General features: G+C 62.0%; 14 protein-coding genes and 2 rRNA genes (1 of these 16 only partly in view). 12 read left to right on the forward strand and 4 right to left on the reverse strand.

The annotated features are described in order from the left end of the window. Together J7I12_RS00675 and rrf are read left to right on the forward strand one after the other, a co-directional pair. Positions 1–1,518, forward strand: a 23S ribosomal RNA gene (locus J7I12_RS00675) (it extends 1,416 nt beyond the left edge of the window). Positions 1,519–1,564: 46 nt separating this feature from the next. Beyond that, a 5S ribosomal RNA gene (gene rrf, locus J7I12_RS00680) occupies positions 1,565–1,679 on the forward strand. Between the two features lie 350 nt (positions 1,680–2,029). On the opposite strand, the gene J7I12_RS00685 is transcribed toward rrf, so the two are convergent. Both J7I12_RS00685 and J7I12_RS00690 read right to left on the reverse strand, forming a co-directional pair. Next, on the reverse strand, positions 2,030–3,385 hold the full coding sequence (locus tag J7I12_RS00685; RefSeq protein WP_118229257.1) for a sigma-54-dependent transcriptional regulator: 1,356 nt from the start codon (positions 3,383–3,385) through the stop codon (positions 2,030–2,032). Then, the gene (locus J7I12_RS00690; protein ID WP_288907795.1) at positions 3,382–5,361 is read right to left on the reverse strand and encodes an ATP-binding protein; all 1,980 of its coding nucleotides are present in this window, start codon (positions 5,359–5,361) and stop codon (positions 3,382–3,384) included. Before J7I12_RS00690 ends, J7I12_RS00685 begins: the two co-directional genes overlap by 4 nt. A 355-nt stretch (positions 5,362–5,716) precedes the next feature. On the opposite strand from J7I12_RS00690, the gene J7I12_RS00695 reads away from it, so the two are divergent. Together J7I12_RS00695 and J7I12_RS00700 are read left to right on the forward strand one after the other, a co-directional pair. After that, positions 5,717–5,941, forward strand: a complete 225-nt coding sequence (locus J7I12_RS00695) for an SHOCT domain-containing protein (protein ID WP_118229255.1) — start codon at positions 5,717–5,719, stop codon at positions 5,939–5,941. A gap of 258 nt (positions 5,942–6,199) precedes the next feature. Beyond that, entirely contained in the window at positions 6,200–6,748 is a 549-nt protein-coding gene (locus J7I12_RS00700) for a hypothetical protein (RefSeq protein ID WP_118229254.1), read from the forward strand. 418 nt (positions 6,749–7,166) lie between these two features. Here the strand turns inward: J7I12_RS00700 and J7I12_RS00705 are convergent, their stop codons facing one another. Beyond that, on the reverse strand, positions 7,167–7,700 hold the full coding sequence (locus tag J7I12_RS00705; protein WP_302549090.1) for a hypothetical protein: 534 nt from the start codon (positions 7,698–7,700) through the stop codon (positions 7,167–7,169). Positions 7,701–7,996: 296 nt separating this feature from the next. Between J7I12_RS00705 and J7I12_RS00710 the strand changes: the two genes are divergently transcribed. The 8 genes from J7I12_RS00710 (at position 7,997) to J7I12_RS00745 (ending at position 18,031) form a co-directional block, all read left to right on the forward strand. Further along, positions 7,997–8,449 (forward strand): universal stress protein, encoded by a 453-nt coding sequence (locus J7I12_RS00710; RefSeq protein ID WP_118229252.1) that lies wholly within the window; start codon positions 7,997–7,999, stop codon positions 8,447–8,449. A 109-nt stretch (positions 8,450–8,558) separates the two neighbouring features. Next, positions 8,559–9,701: a histidinol-phosphate transaminase gene (gene hisC / locus J7I12_RS00715; RefSeq protein WP_118229251.1), complete on the forward strand. Its 1,143-nt coding sequence runs from the start codon at positions 8,559–8,561 to the stop codon at positions 9,699–9,701. Then, positions 9,698–10,399, forward strand: coding sequence for a (d)CMP kinase (gene cmk / locus J7I12_RS00720; RefSeq protein ID WP_118229250.1), 702 nt, complete (start codon positions 9,698–9,700; stop codon positions 10,397–10,399). Before hisC ends, cmk begins: the two co-directional genes overlap by 4 nt. A 405-nt stretch (positions 10,400–10,804) precedes the next feature. Beyond that, positions 10,805–11,887 (forward strand): glycine cleavage system aminomethyltransferase GcvT, encoded by a 1,083-nt coding sequence (gene gcvT, locus J7I12_RS00725; RefSeq protein WP_302413586.1) that lies wholly within the window; start codon positions 10,805–10,807, stop codon positions 11,885–11,887. Between the two features lie 51 nt (positions 11,888–11,938). Beyond that, positions 11,939–12,325, forward strand: a complete 387-nt coding sequence (gcvH, locus tag J7I12_RS00730) for a glycine cleavage system protein GcvH (RefSeq protein WP_118229277.1) — start codon at positions 11,939–11,941, stop codon at positions 12,323–12,325. Between the two features lie 254 nt (positions 12,326–12,579). Beyond that, entirely contained in the window at positions 12,580–13,911 is a 1,332-nt protein-coding gene (gene gcvPA, locus J7I12_RS00735; protein WP_288907538.1) for an aminomethyl-transferring glycine dehydrogenase subunit GcvPA, read from the forward strand. Then, positions 13,908–15,356, forward strand: a complete 1,449-nt coding sequence (gene gcvPB, locus J7I12_RS00740) for an aminomethyl-transferring glycine dehydrogenase subunit GcvPB (RefSeq protein ID WP_118229247.1) — start codon at positions 13,908–13,910, stop codon at positions 15,354–15,356. Before gcvPA ends, gcvPB begins: the two co-directional genes overlap by 4 nt. Before the next feature lie 647 nt (positions 15,357–16,003). Beyond that, on the forward strand, positions 16,004–18,031 hold the full coding sequence (locus tag J7I12_RS00745) for a methyl-accepting chemotaxis protein (protein WP_483203538.1): 2,028 nt from the start codon (positions 16,004–16,006) through the stop codon (positions 18,029–18,031). Positions 18,032–18,280: 249 nt separating this feature from the next. Here J7I12_RS00745 and ychF read toward each other — a convergent pair whose 3' ends face one another. Continuing rightward, the gene (gene ychF / locus J7I12_RS00750; protein ID WP_288908538.1) at positions 18,281–19,381 is read right to left on the reverse strand and encodes a redox-regulated ATPase YchF; all 1,101 of its coding nucleotides are present in this window, start codon (positions 19,379–19,381) and stop codon (positions 18,281–18,283) included. Positions 19,382–19,655 lie beyond the last annotated feature (274 nt).

Consider the following 19,655-nt stretch of genomic DNA (forward strand, 5'->3'; position numbering starts at 1 on the left):
GGAAACGAGTTAATATTCTCGTACTTGTGTGTCCGCGCGATGGAGGGACGCAGGAAGGTAAACGGTCCGGGTGTTGGTATACCCGGTGCAAGCAGGTAGGCGTGCAGCACAGGCAAATCCGTGCTGCTCTACGCTGAGACGCGAGTCCGTGGCCGCAAGGCCTGAAGCCGTTGAGCCTCTACTGCCTAGAAAAGCTCCTAAGTATAGGATACGCAAACCGTACTGCAAACCAACTCAGGTGGGTGGGATGAATAATCCAAGGCGCTCGAGAGAACTCTGGCCAAGGAACTCGGCAAAATAACCCCGTACCTTCGGAAGAAGGGGTGCTCTTTTGGGTAAAGTTGATTCACTTAACCAGCCCGAGGGAGCCGCAGAGAAATGGTGGTGGCGACTGTTTACTAAAAACATAGGTCTGTGCCAAGTCGTAAAGACGACGTATACGGACTGACGCCTGCCCGGTGCCGGAAGGTTAAAAGGAGGGGTCAGCGCAAGCGAAGCTCCGAATTGAAGCCCCGGTAAACGGCGGCCGTAACTATAACGGTCCTAAGGTAGCGAAATTCCTTGTCGGGTAAGTTCCGACCTGCACGAATGGCGTAACGATCTCCACACTGTCTCGGCCAGAGACTCGGTGAAATTGAAGTCGCGGTGAAAATGCCGTGTACCCGCAGAAAGACGGAAAGACCCTGTGCACCTTTACTATAGCTTGACATTGGGATTTGGACCAGCATGTGTAGGATAGGTGGGAGACTGTGAACCCTGTACGCTAGTATGGGGGGAGTCATTGTTGAAATACCACCCTTGTTTTTTCAGGTCCCTAACCCTCCACCGTGATCCGGTGAGGGAACAGTGTCTGGTGGGTAGTTTGACTGGGGCGGTCGCCTCCTAAAGAGTAACGGAGGCATGCAAAGGTTCCCTCAGGCTGATTGGAAACCAGCCGTCGAGTGCAAACGCAAAAGGGAGCTTGACTGCAAGAGAGACATCTCGAGCAGGTACGAAAGTAGGTGTTAGTGATCCGGTGGTCCCGTATGGAAGGGCCATCGCTCATTGGATAAAAGGTACGCCGGGGATAACAGGCTGATCGCATCCAAGAGTTCACATCGACGATGCGGTTTGGCACCTCGATGTCGGCTCATCACATCCTGGGGCTGAAGCAGGTCCCAAGGGTACGGCTGTTCGCCGTTTAAAGTGGTACGCGAGCTGGGTTTAAAACGTCGTGAGACAGTTTGGTCCCTATCTTCTGTGGGCGCTGGAGAATTGAAAGGGCCTGTCCCTAGTACGAGAGGACCGGGATGGACGCACCCCTGGTGGACCTGTTGTCGTGCCAACGGCACAGCAGGGTAGCTATGTGCGGAAGGGATAACCGCTGAAAGCATCTAAGCGGGAAGCCTGCCTTAAGATAAGTTCTCCCTGGAGCAATCCCTGAAGGGCCGAGGTAGACTACCTCGTCGATAGGCTGGAGGTGGAAGCGCCGCGAGGCGTGGAGCTGACCAGTACTAATAGCCCGTGCGGCTTGTTTGAAATCAACTTCCTTCCTTCCCTGTCAATTATATTTTTGACAAATTTCTTTGGTGACCATGGAGGAGAGGGTACACCCGAACCCATTCCGAACTCGGTAGTTAAGCTCTCCATCGCCGATGATACTGCATAACGTCATGTGGGAAAGTAGGCCGTCGCCAAAGATTGCTCACAAACGCCCCTCGCCGCTCAACAGCGCGAGGGGCGTTTGTTTTTGCGCGCTGTTCTCATTGTTTTTGTGCGCTGTTCTCGTTGCGTTTGTGCGCTGCCCGCGCACTGACCGGCTGTCCTTACCCGTAAGCCGCCACCCGGCAATGGGTAGTGTTAGAGGTGGTCCCCATTGTGTAGCCGCCAAATGGTTATGCACGGGCTGGGCCTCAAGGCGCTGGCGTGGGACTTGCGAGCGACACATGCAAAGATGCCGGGGCGGCAAGCACCGTGCAGAAGAGCAGGCCGTCGCCAAATAGTCCTCCAATGCCTCGCGCCTCTGCATTGGGCGGTTTTCGTCATCATCCTATTTGCCGAGTTTGGCCAGCAGCGTTTTACGGTTGATGCCCAGGCGGCGGGCAGCTTCGCTTTTGTTGCCGCCCACCTGCTCCAGGGTGTCCTGCACGGCCAGGCGTTCAATTTCTTCCAGCGTCATGTGGGCGAAGTCCGGCCGGGTCGCAGTGCGGGTGGGGTCTTCGGCAGCGATGAGCGTGGGCGGTAACTCTCTTTCACTGACATAGTCGCCCACCAGCAGCACTACGGCACGCTCCACAGCGTTTTCCAGTTCGCGCACATTGCCGGGCCAACTGTGCTTGAGCAGTCGGTCCATGGCCGTGGGGGTGAACCCTTTGACGGTTTTGCCGTTGCGCTGCGCAAAAAGTTTCAGAAAGTGCATGGCCAGCAGAGGGATGTCTTCCCGGCGATCGCGCAGGGGCGGCAAGGTCAGGGCCACCACATTGAGGCGGTAGTAGAGGTCCTGGCGAAAGCGCCCTTCGGCCACTTCGTGAGCCAGGTCTTTGTTGGTGGCGGCCAGAATGCGCACGTCCACCTTGAGGGGCTGGTCGCCGCCCACACGCTGGATTTCCCGCTCCTGAATGACGCGCAGCAGCTTGACCTGCATGGAAAGGGGAATTTCGCCAATCTCGTCCAGAAAAATGGTGCCCTTGTGGGCGGTCATGAAACGGCCTTCGCGGCGTTTTTCCGCACCGGTAAACGCGCCTTTTTCGTGACCGAAAAGTTCCGATTCCAGCAGCGTTTCCGTCAGAGCCGCGCAGTTGACGGCCACATAGGGACCGTTGCGGCGGGCGCTGTTGGTGTGGATAAGCCGGGCCATCACTTCCTTGCCCGTGCCCGATTCGCCGGTAATAAGCACCGTGGCCTCGGAAGGGGCGATGGCCGCAGCCAGATCCAGCACCTGGCGCATAGCCGGGCTTTGCCCGATGATCTGCCGGGCGTCGAAAGCTGAGGCCAGTTCGTGGCGCAGGCTGCGCACTTCGTCCTTGAGCGTGGCGTGGTCCAAGGCCCGCTGCAGGGCCAGCTTAAGCACGTCAAAGGCCAGAGGTTTGGTCAGGTAGTCATAGGCCCCGGCCTTGAGGGCCTCTACCGCCCCGGCCACATCAGAGTAGGCCGTCATGATCAGAATGGGAATGGCCGGATTATAGGCCTTGATGGCCCTGGTGGCCTCCACGCCATTCATGCCGCCCATGCGCACATCCATCAGGATAAGATCAAAGGGCCGTTCGCGGCAGAGGGCCACGGCGGCCTCGCCGTTGTCCAGGCCTGTGGGGGCGTAGCCCCATTCTTCCAGTAGCGCCTGGAGCATCTCGCGGTGGTTGCGGTCGTCGTCCACCACCAGCAGCTGGATGGATGTTTTGGCGTTCATGACTGTTCCTTTTCCGGCGGTTCGTGGGGCGTGGCTACCGGGGGTGCGCTCCGGTTCGCGTCTGCATCTTCCATATTCGCATCGTTGGCGTCAGTGTTCGGACGCAGAGGCAGAATGAGGGTAAATTCCGCGCCTTGGCCGGGCGTGCCGCCCACATTGGCCGCATGCAGCCGACCCCCCAGGCCTTCTACAATCTGCAGCGCAATGGAAAGCCCCAGCCCCGTGCCCGAAGGCCTAGTGGTGAAGTAGGGCGTGAAGATGGAAGACAGGGCCGCCTCGGCAATGCCCGGCCCTGTGTCTGTGACCGTGATGCGATACAACGCATTGCCCGGCAGGGGCGTAAGGCAGACTCGCAGCGTGCCGCCAGAGCTCATGGCCTGGGCTGCATTAAGAAAGAGGTTGAGCAGGGCCTGGGTCAGGCGCTCGGCGTGGATAGGCACGTTGGGGAAGTCCGGCGGCAGATCCTCTGTCACGCGTATGCTCTTGGCCTGCAGATCCGCTTCTGCCAGGCGCAAAGCGTGCCGGATCACCGCGCGTACGTCTCCGTCGCTGCGGGGCATGGCTGCAGGCCGGGCAAACTGCAGCAGTTCGGAAACGACCCGGTCCAGCCGGTCCACTTCGTCCACCATGCGCCGGGCGGCTTCTTCCTCCCGTCCTCCAGGCGTAAGTCGGCGAGCCAGATATACGGCCACGCCCTTGATGGTGCTCAGCGGGTTGCGGATTTCGTGGGCCACGCCTGCGGCCAGGTTGCCCAGGGCGGCCAACCGGTCGTGGCGTTGGGCCTCGGCCCGCAGGCGTTTGACTTCAGTGATGTCGCGCACGGCAAAGACATGTCCCAGGAAGACCCCTGTTTCGTTGCGCACGGCGGCCGCACTCAGGCTAACGGCGGTGGGATCGCGCCCCGGCAGATGCAGGCGGGCTTCGCGGTCGGGGATTTTCCCTTTTTTGGTCAGCTCATGGGCCAAGGCGTTCCAGTCCAGACCTGGCAGGCCGCGCAGGGGCGCGCCCACGGCCTGATCGCGCACAAGGCCCAGCATGTCCAGAGCCGTGGCGTTAATGAGGGCGACGCCACCGGCGGGATCGCTGGTGATAAGCCCCAAGGGCAGGTTGGCTACCACTTCCGCGGCCATGGCCCGCTGGTCGCGCAGCAGGCGTCGCGAACGGCGATAGTTGTGGGCCCAGAACAGGGAAACCACGGCGGCCAACGCCAGCGCTGCCACCAGAGCGGCACTGACCAGCGTGTTGCGGCGGTCGGCGGCCAGGGTTGCCTCAAACGGGCGCATATCCAGCCCGACCATGGCCAGGCCAAGCGTGCGCCGCACCTGCGGCAAAAGGATGCTTCCTGGCGGCGGGGGCGGCCAGACGCCGCGCTCTTGCGGGATTGCCGGGGCGTTCTGCGCATCGGGGTTGCGGCCCGGTTCCAGGCCGAGCCCTGGCCCCATGCTGCGGCCGCGCATATGCCCCATGCCCCGGCCCATGCCGTTGCCCGGATGTGTGGCGTGTTCGGGCTGCAGAGGGGCAAACAGCCGGTAGACTTCAAAAATTTTGCGATCTCCCCACTGACGCACGCGCCAGGCCGGGCGGTCGCCCACTTCTTCCGGCGGCGGCAGGACTCCGGCGGCCTGTTCCGGCGTGAGGGTTGCCGCGTCGTTGTGGGCCAGCATAAGGCCGCCGTTGCCGGCCACGGCCATAAACACGATGCCCGGCTGTTTGGCCGTTTCCATGAGCAGGGGCTCCAGGCTGCGAAAATTATCGGCAGGGCGGCAGAAGCCGGAGCGCCCGCCCGCCTCCAGTGCCCAGATCAGGGCCTCGGCCCTGTCCACCATATTGTGGATCATGGCCGCGCGTTCCCGCTGGCTGCTGCGGACGGAAAGCACTGTTACGGCGGCGCCCAGAATCAGGGCCATGCCCAGCAGCATCCACGGGGACAGGCCGCGTAGCCGCAAAAAGCGGGGAGAAGACAACATCGCTCGCATGGTATGTCCTCGGCCGCGGCTTCACGGCCGGGGCGTGTAAGAATGGCAGCGCACGGGGCATGGCGCCGCAGGCTCTCCTTGCAATAGGTATTTTTTACGCACATGGCAAGATGTTTGGAAAATTTTGGATAGCGTAGCCCGAATGTGGGTAAAATTAGGACAACACCCAGGATTCTGTTTGTGCTGCGCCCATGTCCTGCTGTTGTAGTTTTATCTTTTTATTTAAATATGTTGTGCTAATATTTTGGCTATTGGCACGCCCCTTGCTGTATGTCTGGCAACGGCGGCGCACAGCGGTCGGACACGGCAAAGGGCCGTGGCTGACGACGCAAACTGCCGCTGCAAGGATTAATATATGTTCGGGTGCTTTTCAGATGGATTTATGGGCGGAGGCGGCTGGCCGGGCATGCTGGGCATGCTCCTGCTGCTGGTCCTGGCGGGATGGCTCATCTACGGCTTGGTGAATTCCCGCCGGCAAAATCACGGCGACCGGCGCGATTCGCTGGAAATCCTCAAGCGCCGGCTGGCTTCAGGCGAAATAAGCCTGGAGGAGTTTGAAAACCTCAAAAAAGTGCTCTAACCCCACACGGCACGCGGACCAGCGGAGAAACTATGGGAATGCGCGGCACAGTGTTGTTGGGATTGCTGGCCCTGGCAGCGGCCTTATTGAGCGGCTGCCACGGAGCACCGGGGCCGGGTCGGTACGGCGGGTGTGACGGGTATTGGACCCCGCCCGCCGTGCAGGCCCCCCCGCCAGGGGGCCCAGGCTCCCGCCGGTGAGGAAACGTTTTTTTATGATGCGCGGCCTCGGCCGCAAAAACACAAAGGATATACGACCATGAAAAAGACTCGGATGAGCATAGTGACGCTTTCTCTGGCCCTGGCGGCCACGCTGGCTTTTGCCGGCATGGCGGCGGCCCGGCCCCATTATATGGGTGGCCCCGGCGGCCTTACGGTAGAACAGATGACAGCTATGCAGGAGTTGGGCCAGCAGTATGGTCAGAAGATGCAGCCCCTCATGCAGATGCAGTGGGCCAAACAGTCTGAACTGGAGGCGCTGTACGCGGCGGGCGCCAAGGACGATGACGCCAAGGTGCAGTCCGTCCGCAAGGAGCTGACCGACATCAGCAACAAACTTTACGCCGCCGATGCCGACATGCGCAAGCAGATGCAGGATAAGGGCATCCCCTACATGGGCGGCATGGGCATGATGGGCCGCGGTTTTGGCCCTTGCGGCGGCTATGGCCCGCGTGGCGGCATGATGGGCCCCGGCTACGGCCCGCGTGGTCACATGGGCTACGGCTCGCACGGCTACGGTCATATGGGCTACGGCGGCTACGGCGGCATGATGGGCCCCGGCTATGGCCCTGACAGCGACGAGCGCTGATCCCCGCCGACGTCGCCACGGGCCGGATGCAATGCCCCTGCAGGTCCGGCCCTGAGAAACTTCCCCCCTTGTCCGGCCATATGGACACAAACCCCTCCTGAACACGCCAACCTCAACCCCTGCGGCCTCGACGCTCCCCGGCGTCGGGGCCGCAGCTTTTTAGGGCATCGCAACGTTGTAATGCCTGGCGGTTGCGAAAGCAGGCGCCCGCCGCTGAGGCGCAAGCGCAATTCATTTGCGCGGGTCAGCGTCGGAACGGGTGTCCGTAAACGTTGGGCAACATATATTCGCAAAAGTAATCTTTCTAGGTGTAGAGTTTTTGCGGCGTGGGGCAACCCCTGTGTGCGCAAAACAAACGGGCCGTCGGCATTGCCGATGGCCCGTTTGCGGGATGCCGCTTGAAAAGGGCGGTCGCAGCTCAGATCAGATAGTCCCCACGGTTGAACTTGATTTTCTCGGTGGTGGTGAGCACTTCCAGTTCGTTGAGCAGGGAGTCGAAGCCAGAGCTCTGCCCGCGCAGGGTCGTAGTGCTGTCCTTCAGCGCGGCGACCTGCCCGTCAATGCCCTGCAGCAGCTCGTAGGCCTGCTTCAGAGAGCCTTGATCTCCGGCGCCCAGGGTCTGCACATAGGTGTCCCACATATCCAGCGTGCCGGCGGCCTGGGATACGGCGTTCTCCAGGCCTGGCAGTTCGGGGGAGGCAGTTGCGGCTGCGGTGGCGGCCTGGGCGTCGGGCGCTTCGGCCAGCAACATCTGGCTGATCAGCGCGGCCTGAGAGGCCTGGGCTGTCTGCCCCACCTGAGCAGACGCGGCGGCCGTGTCTTCTGTCGGGCTCAGCTGTTCGGCCAGGGCGGCGGCAAAGGCGTTGCCGTCGCTTTTCTGTCCAGCGGCGGCCCTGGCGGCAAGCTCTTGCTGTCGCAGCAGGGCTTCCAGTTGTTCGTTCTGAATCTTCATGACGCCTCCAGGGGTTGGCATTGCCGTATGGGCAGGCAAATGCAAAAACTTTGCCAGAAATAAGTCTAGACATAAGCCCCCGGTTTTGCAACATCGGCTTGCCCCTAAGGGGAAAATTTTTCCCTTCCGCCGCCATTCTATGGAAAAGACTTGTATATCGCTGTAAAAACCCCTACGATTTACTCCAGGTAAAGGCAAAAATCCGTGAGCGGCGGTTCGTGCTGTAGAGGCGGGGCGAACCGCGTCGTCCCGACCTTGTGAAAAACCTCTCTGCGTTCCGAGAACAGGAGTTTGCCATGAAGGAAATCAAGAAGATACTGTGCGCCGTAGACCTTTCTGACCACAGCAAGGACGTGGCCGAATACGCTTTTCTGCTGGCCCAAAAACTGGGCGCCAGTGTGCTGGTGGTGTATACCGCGCCTTCCTTGAGCCAGTATGTGGGCTTTCATGTGCCGCCCAACACTATTGAGAACTTTGTGGGCGAAATTGTCACCGGCGCGGAAAAGTCCATGGAATCTTTTGTCGCCGAAAATTTTTCGGGCGTGGAGGCCAAGGGCCAGGTGCTTATTGGCTACGCCGCCGAGGAAATTCTCAGCCGAGCCAAGGAAGAAGAGGTAGATCTGATAGTTATGGGCACCCACGGCCGCAAAGGCATTGACCGCATCCTGTTCGGATCCGTGGCTGAAAAGGTGGTCAAGAACGCCGACATGCCCGTGCTGACTGTGCGGCCTACGGATCTTGAGGACTAGGGCAGCTTCACTTTGAAGTTGCTCTGACGGCTGCCTGAGCAGACGTCCGTTTTTGTTCAGGCCCCCGCCCGCCGGGGGCCTGCCTTTGTTCAGCCAAACTGGAGTTTCCATGACCCCCAGCAGCGTCCGGGCGGAAATTGCCGGGCTCAAGCCCTATGTGCCCGGCCTTTCCATTGCAGAAATTCAGGAAAAATACGGTCTTGCCCAGGTCATTAAGCTGGCCAGCAACGAAAATCCCCTGGGCACGCCGCCCCTGGCCGTGGCGGCCGTCCGCCGTCACGCGGAGGGGGCCTTCCGCTATCCTCAGGGCGGCAACCCGCGCCTGGCCGCCGCCTTGGGCCGCCGCCATCAGGTGGACCCCGCGCAAATAGTGGTGGGCAACGGTTCGGACGAAATACTGGACCTGCTCATCCGGGTACTGGCCGTGCCCGGGCGGGATAATCTGGTCTGCTGCCGGCCCTGCTTCAGCATTTATCCCATCCAGGGGCAGATCTGCGGGGTGGAGGCGCGCCGCCAGCCCCTGCGCGAGGATTTTTCCTTCGATTTTGACGGCATGCTCAACCTGGTGGACCAGCACACCCGGCTTATGTTTGTGACTACGCCCGACAATCCCTCAGGCTATTGTCCCCCCCGCGCGGATGTGGCCCGCCTGGCCCGCGAGCTGGCGGCCCGCGCCCCCCAATGCCTGCTGGTGGTGGATGAAGCCTATATGGATTTTGCGCCGGACCCGGCCGGGGCTTCGCTGCTTGAAAGCGGCGAACTGCCGGAAAACGCGGCCTTTATGCGGACTTTTTCCAAACAGTACGGTCTGGCGGGCCTGCGCCTGGGGTACGGCGTGCTGCCGCGCGAGCTGGCGGACTATCTCTGGCGCGCGCGTCTGCCTTTTTCTGTCAATATCCTGGCCGAAGAGGCCGCCCTGGCCGCTCTGGAGGACAGCGCCTTTTACGCCGCCACCCAGGAAGCTGTGCACACCGGGCGGGACACGCTCACTGTGGGGCTCACGGCTCTGGGCTGTACCGTGTGGTCCAGCGCGGCCAACTTCCTTATGTTCCGCCTGCCCGAAGGCGCGCCCGCTGCGGCGGTCTGCTTTGAGGAACTGCTGCGCCGCGGCGTCATCATCCGCCCCCTGACCAGCTACGGTCTGCCCGATCTGCTGCGCGTAAGCGTGGGCGATGCGCGGGAAAACCGCGTTTTCCTTAATGCCCTGGACGACGTCTTGACGGCGACCCACGGCCGGGGAGGCGCGGCATGAGCGTTTTCCTTCCCATAGTGACTCTGGACGGTCCCGCCGGCGTGGGCAAAACCACGCTCGCCCGGCGTATGGCCGAAAGCCTGGGGCTGGCCTATCTGGACACGGGCGCCATGTTCCGGTGTCTGGCCCTCAAGCTGGGGCCGGGCGCGGAAACTCTGCCCGAGGAGGAACTGCGCGCCCGTTGCGGGCAGTACGCCTTTCGTCTGAGCGGGGCCGGGCGGGGCTCCACCCTGTTCTGCAATGATGTGCCTGTGCGGGGCGAGGTGCGCACCGAGGTCGTGGGCATGCTGGCCGCGCGCATCGCCACCGTGCCCGTGGTGCGCGAGGCCCTGCGCGCTATCCAGCGGCGTATGGGCGAGCGCGCTCCCCTGGTGGCCGAAGGCCGCGACATGGGTACGGTGGTTTTTCCCGACGCGCGTTTCAAATTTTTTTTGGATGCAGACCCGGAGGTGCGCGCGGTGCGTCGTCTGCGTGACCTGGAAAATCGGGGACAGAGCGCGGATCTGCACAGCCTTACGGACCAGATCCGCCGCCGCGACGCCATGGACCGCAACCGCGCCGTGGCCCCCCTGCGCCCGGCCCAGGATGCGCTGGTGGTGGATACGTCCCACCTGGATATCGAAGGCGTGCTGGGCGTCATGCTGCATCATATTGACGTGCACGGCGGCGCACGCGCTTTGCGGCCGGTGGCGGACTGAACCCCGGTGGTGCGGCAGGCGCGGCAGGCAGTGGGGCCGTCTGCAAAAAAATCCGGACCTGGCGTCCGGCAGGGCTAGAGCAGTTAGCGAATGAAATGAGCTAACTGCTCTGCAAGGATTTTCTTGAAAATCCTTGCCACGAAATGCGAGAAGGCAGGCTTTTGCCTGCCGTAAGCGAGCATTTCAAGTGTTAAATGCTCTAACGGCTTGACGCGGCGGGAACATATCCGCAAAGAAAGCGCTGTGTAATGGGCAGAGAGTCTGCCCTTTGCGGTCCGTGCCAGCCCTGGCCCGGCCCCTTTTTTGGTGACGGCGTCTTGTGCCCCGGCGGCCAGGGTGCTAACATGCCGCTGCCGCCGGAGAGACCGCGCGGCTTTCGGTTCAATGCAACTTCAAGGAGCTCCCATGTCGGAACTGCGCACGCCGCTCACCGCCTGGCACGAGGCGCACGGAGCCAAAATGGCCCCTTTTGCAGGCTGGCTTATGCCCATCCAGTACGAGGGCATTCTGGCTGAGCACCAGCACACCCGCCAACACGCCGGACTGTTTGACATCTGCCATATGGGCGAATTTCTGGTGGAAGGGGCCGGTGCGGACCAGGCCCTGCCCCAGGCCGTCAGCCACAACCTGCAGACGCTCGCTCCGGGCAAATGTCGCTATGGCTTTATCCTTAACGAAGCGGGCGGCGTGTTGGACGACGGCATCATCTACCGCTTTGGGCCGGATTCCTTCATGGCTGTGGTCAATGCCGCCTGCGCCGCGGGCGATTTTGCCACTCTGCGCGCCCGCCTGCCCCAGAGCGTGCGGCTTACCGACGTTTCTGCAGACACGGCCAAAGTAGACCTGCAGGGGCCGGAATCTCTGGCTGTGCTGGAGCAGGCCCTGGGCGAAAAATTTCATGATCTTGGCTATTTTGCCTTCCGCAAAACCCAGTGGCAGGGCGAGCCCCTGTTGGTGAGCCGCACAGGCTACACGGGCGAGCTGGGCTACGAATTGTACCTGCCTGCCGCCAGAGCCGTGGAGTTCTGGGAGCATCTGCTGACCGACGCGCGGGTCAAACCCGTTGGCCTGGGCGCGCGCGACACCCTGCGCCTGGAGGCCGGTCTGCCCCTGTACGGGCACGACCTGGACGCGGAGCATACCCCGGCGGAAGCGGGCATGGGGCGCATGCTTACCAGCGCGGCCGACTATGTGGGCAAGCTCGGCGCGCAGACCGTGCGCCAGGTGCTCACCCCGTTGAGCCTTGAAGGCCGCCGCGCCGCCAGGCACGGCGACGCCCTGACCCTGCCCGACGGCACGCCCGTGGGCCAGGTGACCAGCGGCTCTTTCGCCCCATCGCTGGGTCACGGCATTGCCCTGGCCTGGGTGGACGCGTCCCACGTGGGGGCCGAACATTTTGTGGTCCATGCCGCAAAAACGGCACTGCCTGCCGTGAAGGCGGATATCCCCTTCTACAAGGCCGGCACGGCCAGGCAGAAATTGGCGTAAACCCGCCGCAACGGCGGCACGTGAACTTCAGTTTTTTTTGAGGAGCAGAACATGGCCAGCAATCCCACAGATCTTCTGTACAGCCAAAGCCACGAATGGGCCCGCCTGGAAGGCGACGAGGCCGTTGTGGGCATCACCTTTTTCGCTCAGGAATCTTTGGGCGACATTACTTATGTGGAACTGCCCGCCGTGGGCGACGCCCTGGGCGAGGACAAGGAATTCGGCACCGTGGAATCGGTCAAGGCCGCCAGCGACCTTATTTCGCCTGTTTCCGGCACGGTAACGGCCGTTAACGCGGCTCTGGAAAACAATCCGGAGCTGTGCAACAGCGATCCCTACGGCCAGGGTTGGTTACTGCGGGTCAGGCTGGACCACAAGCCCGGCGGGCTCATGGATGCGGCGGCCTATGAGGCGTACTGCGCTTCCGTGGCCCACTAGCGTTTTTGCCGCCCCCGTCGGTTCAGAGGCTGCAGCCCCAATGCCCCCTTTGTGGCGACGGCGCGTCCGCAAGGACTCAGGTTTTCCCCTGCGGTTTTCTGCGGCGTTGTGCACCAACGGCAACCGTTTCGGGGGAGGAGTGCGGGGGAGGGACGTTTCCTCCCCACGTTTCTCCCCCGCAAAAAGTTTTGTCACCCATATGCTGCGGCGCAACGGCTTTCTGTTGCGCCGCGCCGTTTGCGCAAGGAGCAACCATGCCGTATATCCCCCACACGCCTGAAGAGCTGCGGGAAATGCTCGATGTGGTGGGCGTGCGCGCGCTGGACGACCTGTTTGCCGACATCCCGGCCAGCATGCGTCCCCGCCGGTTCGATCTGCCCAAGGGGCGGAGTGAGGCCGCCGTGTGCGCCTATTTTGAGGATCTCGCCGCCCGCAACCGTACGGACCTCACGTCCTTTCTGGGTGCGGGCTACTACGCCCACGACATCCCCAAGGCTGTGGACGCCCTGGCCGGGCGCAGCGAGTTCTACACCGCCTACACCCCTTACCAGGCCGAATGTTCCCAGGGCACGCTGCAGGCCATTTTTGAGTTCCAGACGGCCGTAAGCCGGCTGATGGACATGGACTGCGCCAACGCTTCGGTCTATGACGGCGGATCCGCGCTGTTCGAGGCGGCCATGATGGCCGTGCGCAGCACCAAACGCCGCGTACTGGTGGTGGACGAAGCCGTGAACCCCATCTGGCGGGTCATGCTGGCCACCTATATTTCCAGCCTGGACGTGGAGCTCAGAACCGTGCGTCAGGAGCGGGGCGTGAGCCGCGTGGAGGCCCTCAAGGCCGCCATCGACGATCAGACCGCCGCCGTGCTGGTGCAGAACCCCAACTTTTTCGGTGCGGTGACGGATTTTACCGAGGTCTTTGCCGCGGCGCGCGCGCATAAGGCCTTTGGCATCATTTCCGTGTATCCGGTCATGCAGGCCGTGCTTAAAACCCCCGGCGAAATGGGCGCGGACGTGGCCGTGGCCGAGGGCCAGAGCCTGGGTCTGCCCCTTGCCTTCGGCGGCCCCTATCTGGGGCTTATGGCCTGCCGCAAGGAGCATATCCGTCAGTTCCCCGGCCGTATTGTGGGCCGCACTACGGACGTGGACGGCAAAACGGGCTATGTGCTCACCCTCCAGGCGCGGGAACAGCACATCCGCCGGGCCAAGGCCACGTCCAACATCTGCTCCAACCAGGCCCTCTGCGCCCTGCGCGCGCTCATCCACATGAGTCTGCTGGGCCCGGAAGGGCTTACCCGCCTGGCCGAACATAATATGGCCCTCACCCGCTACGCCGTGGAACGTCTTACGTCCCTCAAGGGCGTGGAACTGCTCAACGACGCGCCCTACGGCACAGAAGTTGCCTTGCGCCTGCCCGTGCCTGCCGTCCGGGTGGTAGAGGCCCTCACCGCCCACGGCTGCGTGCCGGGCTATGCCGTGGGCCGGTATTATCCCCAGATGGAAAACGTGCTGCTGTTAGCCTGCACCGAGCAGAACAGCCGCGCGCAGATCGGCATGCTTGCCGAAGCCGTGGGAGGTCTGCTGTGAACACTATTTTTGCCAAATCCGTGCCCGGGCGCTGCGCCTGCCGCCAGGAAAGCGACGCCCCCAGGGCGGCGGACATGCTGCCCCCCGCCTTGTTGCGCGCGCGTCCGCCCCGGCTGCCCCAGTGCTCGGAGCTGGACGTGGTGCGCCACTTTACCGAGCTTTCGCAGCGCAACTACAGTGTGGACGCCAACTTTTATCCCCTTGGCTCCTGCACCATGAAGTACAATCCCAAGTTTACGGAATATGTGGCCGCCTTGCCGGGCTTCAGCCGCCTGCACCCCCTGCTGGCCCAGTCCGGCCGGGGGGCCGCCTGCGTGCAGGGCGCGCTGCAGTGCCTCTACGAGGCCGAGGCCCTGCTTTGCGAGGTGACGGGTATGCGCGCCTTCACCTTCCAGCCCATGGCCGGAGCCAACGGCGAGTTTACGGGCGTGAAACTTATTGCTGCCTACCACAAGGCCAAGGGCCGCAACCGTAAAAAAATGCTCATCCCTGATGCGGCCCACGGCACCAATCCGGCTTCGGCCGCCCTGGCGGGATTTGAAGCTGTCAATCTGGTTTCGCGCGACGGCATGGTGGATCCGGAGGCCGTGGCCGCCGCTGTAGCCGAACACGGCGAAGATCTGGCGGGCATCATGATGACCTGCCCCAACACCTTGGGCCTTATGGAAACCCATCTGCCCCGCATTGTGGAGCTGCTGCACGGGGTGGATGCCCTGCTGTATTACGACGGCGCCAATATGAACGCCATTCTGGGCAAGATGCGCGTGGGAGACGCGGGTTTTGACGTGGTGCACCTCAACGTGCACAAAACCTTTGCCACGCCCCACGGCGGCGGCGGCCCCGGCGCTGGCCCCGTGGGCGTGAGCGAGCGCCTGCTGCCCTTCCTGCCTGCGCCCCGTGTGGCGGCGCGTGAGGACGGCAGCCTGTTCCTGGACTACAACCTGCCCCAGTCCATGGGGTATATGGGGCCGTTTTACGGCAGCTTCGGCGTGGTGGTCAAAGCCCTGGCCTATATGCTGCGTCTGGGAGGAGAGGGCCTGACCCGCGCGGCCGAATATGCGGTGCTCAACGCCAACTACTTGAAAAAGAAGCTGGAAGATGTGCTGGATGAGCCCTACAAAGACCGCTTCTGCGCCCACGAGTTCGTGGCCTCGGCCCCACAGGGGCTGCGTGCTCTGGACATAGCCAAGGCCTTGCTGGAGCGCGGCATCCACGCGCCCACCATTTATTTCCCGCTCATTGTGCACGAATGCCTTATGGCCGAGCCTACGGAAACGGAAAGCAAACAGACTCTGGACGCCTATGTGGCCGCCCTGGAAGATATCGTGGCCCAGGGCCGACGCGACCCCGAAAGCCTGGCGCGCGCGCCGGAAGGCCTGCCTGTGCGTCGGTTGGATGAAACGGCCGCCGCGCGGCATATGGTGCTGACCGAAGACATGGGCTAGAGCAGTTAGCGAATGAAATAAGCTAACTGCTCTGCAAGGATTTTCTTGAAAATCCTTGCCACGAAATGCGAGAAGGCAGGCTTTTGCCTGCCGTAAGCGAGCATTTCAAGTGTTAAATGCTCTAAGACTGCTGGCCCGGACATATGGACGGCCGGCCCTCCGCAGTGGGGGCCGGCCGTCTTTTGATTTTGCGCTGTGGCGTATTGCGCTGCGCAGCGTGGGCCAGCCGCCCGAAAGCCTTTGCATTATCGGCTGTAATGGCGTAAAAAAAGAAAAAAATCACATTGTACGCTCAGGACAAAAACTGGTGGCGGTCTTGGGCCCGGCGGGCACAAGCGTCAAGTAATGTTGACTTAATATTAATATATTATACTAAAAATAGTATTTATTTTTATATGTTATGAGGAGAAAAGTTTGTCCTGAGCCCTATTCCTTTCCAATGTTTTGCCGAATACAAAATAAAAAAGAACGATAAGGCTTGCCGCAGCATGGGTGCTGTAGCGCCGGAACGGCAGGCCGAAACAGACAGGCGGAGTTCTGCCCCCCCTCCGGCGTACGAAGGGCTACCGGAAAGTCGCGTGCGTACGTGGCCGGGACGTGGCCTGAAACCGGCCGGTTTATTGCGTGCACAGTCAAGGAGTAAACCCATGCGTTGGACGCTCATGCACAAGTATGTGGGCTCGCTATTCGGCGCGCTGATCACCTGTTGCGGCGTGGTGTTGTTTGTTTCTATCTATTTCATGAAAACGCCCATTGAGAACGAACTCGACAAGGGCATCCAGCGCATGTGCCAGGTGGTGCACATGTCCAACGAGAGCACGGCTCAGCGTTTTGCCCAGAGCGCCGCGCTCATGGCCGACGAGGACAGCCTGGCCCGCGCCATTGCGGAAAAAGATCATGAAACGGCCTACCGCCTGGGCCAGACCGCCATGAAGAAGGCCAAATCGGACTTTATGACCATCACCGACGCCGAGGGAGTGGTGGTGGCCCGCGGCCATGCCACCAAATACGGCGACAGCGTGCTCAAACAGGAAACCGTGGCTAAAGCCCTTAAGGGTGAGCCGGCCGTGGCCGTAGTTGCGGGCACTGTAGTGCCCTTCACTATCCGGGCCAGCCAGCCGGTCATGTACGAAGGCCGTCTGGTGGGCAGCATTTCCATCGGCGTTTCGCTGGTGGGGCCGGCCTATATGGACTGGCTCGGCAAGGTCACCGGCTCTCATGTGACCATTTTTAAAGGCGATACCCGCGTCATGACCACCATTGTGCGGGACGGCAAGCGCGTCATCGGCACCAGGCTGGAATCCAAAGACATTGTCAAGGCCGTGCTGGAGCGGGGCGAAACCGTCTATGCCCACAACTCCATTCTGGGCGTGCCGTACAATTCCGCCTACTGGCCGGTCAAGGCCGCCGACGGCAAGACTGTGGGCATGTGGTTTGTGGGCATGCCCATTGACGTGCTGCGCAGTCTGGAAAAAACCGCCATCCAGAAGGCCATCATGGTGGGCTGTGCCCTGCTGGTGCTGCAGTTGGCTATTTCTGTCGTGCTGGGGCGGATGGTAGGCGCGCCTGTGGCCAAAATTACCCGTTATGCCCAAGACGTGGCCGAGGGTAAGGGCGATTTGCACCTGGACGTGCACAGCCGCGACGATATGGGCTTGCTGGCCGATTCGCTGCGCAGCATGGAGGCAAATCTGCGCAAACTGGTGGCTGAGGCCGCTGCGCAGGCTGAGGCGGCCCGCCGGAAAGGAACAGAGGCCGAGCAGGCCATGGCCGAGGCCCGCACGGCTCAAGCCAGGGCCGAAAGCGCCCAGCGCGAGGGCATGATCAGCGCCGCCGACCAGATAGAAGGGGTGGTGGAGCAGCTCAACGCTTCCATCAACGATATGGCCACCAAGGTGGAAAATACCGCCAGGGCCTTGGACCACGCCGCAGGGCGTTTGTCCGAAACCGCCACGGCTATGGAAGAAATGAACTCCACCGTGCTGGAGGTGGCCAAGAATGCCGGCGGCGCGGCGGATATTTCCAACGCGGCCAGAAACAAGGCCGAAACCGGCGCCACAGTGGTTTCCAAGGCCGTGTCCAGCATTCAGGAAGTGCAGCGGCAATCCCTGGCCCTCAAGGAGGGCATGACTGATCTGGACGAGCATGCCAGGGCCATCAATCAGATCATGGGCGTGATTTCAGATATTGCAGACCAGACCAATCTGCTGGCCCTCAACGCGGCCATTGAGGCGGCCCGCGCCGGCGACGCCGGACGCGGCTTTGCCGTGGTGGCCGACGAGGTGCGCAAACTGGCCGAAAAGACCATGGCCTCTACCACGGACGTGGGCAACGCCATCCACGCCATTCAGGAAAGCACCGGCCGAAGCATCGGCCAGGTGGACGAATCCGTCAAAAATATTGCTGAAGCCACGGACTTTTCCAACAAGTCCGGCGAGGCTTTGGGCGAAATCGTGGGCATGGTGGAACAGACCGCCGACGAAGTGCGCGCCATTGCCACGGCCAGTGAAGAGCAGTCGTCGGCCAGTGAAGAAATCAACCGCTCCATCGCGGACGTGAATCAGATCGCCGCCAGCACCAGCGCAGATATGCGGGCCGTGAACCAGGAGCTGGACGCTCTGCGTGAGCAAGCCCGCAGCCTGGTGGAATTGATTGAAAAGATGAAGCGGGCCTAAGGCGGGAGCGTGGGCCTGGATGCAAAAAGGGGGGCGAAAGCCCCCCTTGCTGCAGCGGCGGTTGCCAGCCGGAGATTTTATCCTGCGCGCCCTCTGCCAAGCCCCTTTCTAAAGCAGTTAGCGAATGAAATAAGCTAACTGCTCTGCAAGGATTTTCTTGAAAATCCTTGCCACGAAATGCGAGAAGGCAGGCTTTCGCCTGCCGTAAGCGAGCATTTCAAGTGTTAAATGCTCTAAAGGGTACGTGCGCTAAACATTGAACAGGAAGTGCATGACGTCGCCGTCCTGCACCACATAGTCCTTGCCTTCCACGCGCAGTACGCCGTCGGCGCGGCAGGCGGCCTCACTTTCGTGGCTCATATAGTCGTCGTAAGCAATGACTTCGGCCCGGATGAAGCCCCGCTCAAAATCCGTGTGGATGACGCCCGCGGCCTGCGGAGCCTTCCAGCCTTTGTGGATGGTCCAGGCCCGCACTTCGTCCGGCCCGGCGGTAAAATAACTGCACAGCCCCAGGGTGGCATAGCCCGTGTGGATAATGCGGGCGAGGCCGCTTTCTTCAATACCGTAGGAGGCCAGCATTTCGGCCTGCTCCGCCGGGTCCAGGCCCTGCAGTTCCTCTTCCAGCCGGGCGCAGATGCGGGCAAAGCCCGCGCCGCGCGTCCGGGCCAGGTCCTCTACCTGCCGGGCCAGGGCATTGCCCTCGGCGGCGGCCCCTTCGTCCACATTGGCGCAGTAAATGACGGGCTTGGCCGTGAGCAGGCCCAATTCCCGCCAGGCCGCAAGAAAAGCCTCGTGTTCAGGCAGGGCGAAATCCCGCGCAGACTTGCCCGCATTAAGGTGGGCAAGCAGCACCTGCATATGCTCGGCGGCCGCCTTGGCCTCTTTGCTGCCTTTGGCCATCTTCTGCAGTTTTTCCAGGCGTTTTTCCGTGCTCTGCACGTCGGCCAAAAGCAGCTCCAGCTCAATGGTTTCCACATCGCGCAAGGGGCTTACGCTGCCATCCACGTGTGTGACGTTTTCGTCCTCAAAGCAGCGCACCACTTCCACAATGGCCGCGCATTCGCGGATATTGCCCAGAAACTGGTTGCCCAGGCCTTCGCCCTTGCTGGCCCCGCGCACCAGACCAGCAATGTCGATAAAGTCCACGCTGGCATAGATAGTCTTACGCGGGCGGGCCTTGGCGGTGAGGGCGTCCACCCGCGCGTCCGGCACGGCCACTGTGGCCTTGTTGGGTTCAATGGTGCAGAAAGGGTAGTTGGCGGCCTGGGCGTTCTGCGCCTTGGTCAGGGCGTTGAACAGGGTGGATTTGCCCACGTTGGGCAGCCCAACGATTCCGATGCTGAGCGACATGCTGTCTCCTTGCGGTGCGGGGGCACGCGGCCCGCGCCGGTGTAGTTTGCCGAAGCGGGCCTGTTATAGCCGCAAGCGCGGCCCAGGGCAAGGCGCGGCTGCGGCGCGGGAGTGTGCGTGCGGGATGCGCAGCGGCACAGGTCTGTCGTATCCGCCGGGAGGGGATGGCACGGGGCGGTTCGGGGCAGAGGACGACGCATGATCGCACCGCTTGAGCAAAAACAGCCTTTTTTGCGCCGACGGCGTCAGCGGCAGCGGTTGCCGTTACGCACGT

This window comes from Desulfovibrio diazotrophicus (assembly GCF_902498985.2).
Classification (GTDB): Bacteria; Desulfobacterota; Desulfovibrionia; order Desulfovibrionales; family Desulfovibrionaceae; genus Desulfovibrio; species Desulfovibrio legallii.

Bases quoted from the DNA above. Each gene is read 5' to 3' on its own strand.
- gcvT (WP_302413586.1), top strand. From the start codon at position 10,805: ATGTCGGAACTGCGCACGCCGCTCACCGCCTGGCACGAGGCGCACGGA.
- J7I12_RS00705 (WP_302549090.1), bottom strand. From the start codon at position 7,700: ATGAAGATTCAGAACGAACAACTGGAAGCCCTGCTGCGACAGCAAGAG.
- hisC (WP_118229251.1), top strand. From the start codon at position 8,559: ATGACCCCCAGCAGCGTCCGGGCGGAAATTGCCGGGCTCAAGCCCTAT.
- J7I12_RS00690 (WP_288907795.1), bottom strand. From the start codon at position 5,361: ATGCGAGCGATGTTGTCTTCTCCCCGCTTTTTGCGGCTACGCGGCCTG.
- gcvPA (WP_288907538.1), top strand. From the start codon at position 12,580: ATGCCGTATATCCCCCACACGCCTGAAGAGCTGCGGGAAATGCTCGAT.
- gcvH (WP_118229277.1), top strand. From the start codon at position 11,939: ATGGCCAGCAATCCCACAGATCTTCTGTACAGCCAAAGCCACGAATGG.
- ychF (WP_288908538.1), bottom strand. From the start codon at position 19,381: ATGTCGCTCAGCATCGGAATCGTTGGGCTGCCCAACGTGGGCAAATCC.
- J7I12_RS00685 (WP_118229257.1), bottom strand. From the start codon at position 3,385: ATGAACGCCAAAACATCCATCCAGCTGCTGGTGGTGGACGACGACCGC.
- J7I12_RS00710 (WP_118229252.1), top strand. From the start codon at position 7,997: ATGAAGGAAATCAAGAAGATACTGTGCGCCGTAGACCTTTCTGACCAC.
- J7I12_RS00695 (WP_118229255.1), top strand. From the start codon at position 5,717: ATGTTCGGGTGCTTTTCAGATGGATTTATGGGCGGAGGCGGCTGGCCG.
- J7I12_RS00700 (WP_118229254.1), top strand. From the start codon at position 6,200: ATGAAAAAGACTCGGATGAGCATAGTGACGCTTTCTCTGGCCCTGGCG.
- cmk (WP_118229250.1), top strand. From the start codon at position 9,698: ATGAGCGTTTTCCTTCCCATAGTGACTCTGGACGGTCCCGCCGGCGTG.
- J7I12_RS00745 (WP_483203538.1), top strand. From the start codon at position 16,004: ATGCGTTGGACGCTCATGCACAAGTATGTGGGCTCGCTATTCGGCGCG.